Origin of the sequence: Nocardia sp. NPDC050697 (assembly GCF_040654395.1) — a bacterium.
GTDB lineage: Bacteria > Actinomycetota > Actinomycetes > Mycobacteriales > Mycobacteriaceae > Nocardia.
In genome coordinates this window covers 1-1,461 of sequence record NZ_JBFAHY010000025.1, presented here as the reverse complement: position 1 = coordinate 1,461, position 1,461 = coordinate 1, and the positions used below count along the sequence as shown (strand labels likewise).

1 protein-coding gene is annotated in these 1,461 nt (G+C 70.7%); it reads left to right on the top strand.

Annotated elements, in window-relative coordinates; translation table 11 throughout:
• Window positions 1-25 precede the first annotated feature (25 nt).
• Window positions 26-1,461 (top strand): polyketide synthase dehydratase domain-containing protein (locus AB0H71_RS33890; protein WP_357029673.1); only part of this gene is annotated, 1,436 nt, incomplete at its 3' end.

Genomic DNA, 1,461 nt, shown 5'->3' with positions numbered 1-1,461 from the left:
CGCGGGCCGGGCCCGACGAGTCGGGTTGCCGACCTATGCCTTCCAGCATCGCCGGTACTGGCTCGAAGCCGGATCCGGCAGTGGTGATGCGGTATCGCTGGGGTTGGCCGCTGCGGATCATCCGTTGGTGGGTGCGGTGGTGTCGTCTCCGGAGACCGGGGGTGTGACGGTGTCGGGGCGGTTGTCGCTGGCCGCGCAGCCGTGGCTGGCCGATCATGCGGTGGGCGGGGTGGTGTTGTTCCCCGGGACCGGGTTCGTGGAATTGGTGATCCGTGCCGGGGACGAGGTCGGCTGCGCGGTGCTGCGGGAGCTGACCTTGTTCACCCCGCTGGTGGTGCCGGCCGCGGGCGCGGTGCAGGTCCAGGTGATCGTCGGTGACACCCTCCACTCCACCGGTGCCGATACCGGTGAACGTGCGGTGTCGGTGTACTCACGTCCGGAAAGCCTCGAGCGGGCCGAGAACTCCGGCGTGGAGTGGGTGTTGCACGCCCAGGGTGTGCTCGCCCCGGCGCCGGTGACCACCCCGGCTCCCGAACCGGGCCCGGAATGGCCGCCGGTGGGAGCGGTGAGCATCGACATCGCCGGGCTCTACGAGCAGCTGACCGATACCGGTTACGGATACGGCCCGACATTCCAGGGCCTGCAAGCGGTATGGCGGCGCGGTGAGGACCTGTTCGTGCAGGCCACACTGCCCGACACCGTCACCGACGCGCACCGGTACGGACTGCACCCGGCCCTGCTCGACGCGGTGCTACACGGGCTCGCCTTCGCCGGCGGTGACAGCGGGCAACCGATGTTGCCGTTCGCGTGGGAAGAAGTGACCTTGCACGCAGCCGGTGCCACGACCGTGCGGGCACGGTTGAGCACCACCGGCACCGCGGTCACCCTGGCGGTCACCGACGGCCACGACCAGCCGGTGATCACGGTGCAGGCACTGACCATGCGCCCGGTCCACCTTGACCAGCTCGCCGCCACCACCCCGGTGGAAGGCCTGCTCGGCGTGCACTGGCCCACCCTCACCACCCCCGCGGCCCCGCGCACGCTCACCCACCTGCCCTGGCAGGACCTGACCGGTGAGCACGAACTGCCGACACCCGAGGTCGTCGTCTTCGACACCCGCCCCCTGCACACCACACCCGACACTGTTCCGGGTGCGGAAGTGGTGCGCGCGGTGCATACCGTGCTCGCCGACACCCTGACCGTGCTGCAGGACTGGGCGGGTCAGGACCGATTCCGCGACACCCGCCTGCTGATAGTGACCAGCGGCGCGGTCCCCGCGGGCGGACAGCAGGTCAGCGACCTGACCGGTGCCGCGGTATGGGGCTTGGTGCGCTCGGCCCAGACCGAGGATCCGGGCCGGATCGTGCTGACCGACCTCGACCCCGGCCAAACAGTGGACACCACCCTGGTCTCCACGATCACCGCCACCGGCGAACCCCAACTCGCGGTCCGCGCCGGCAC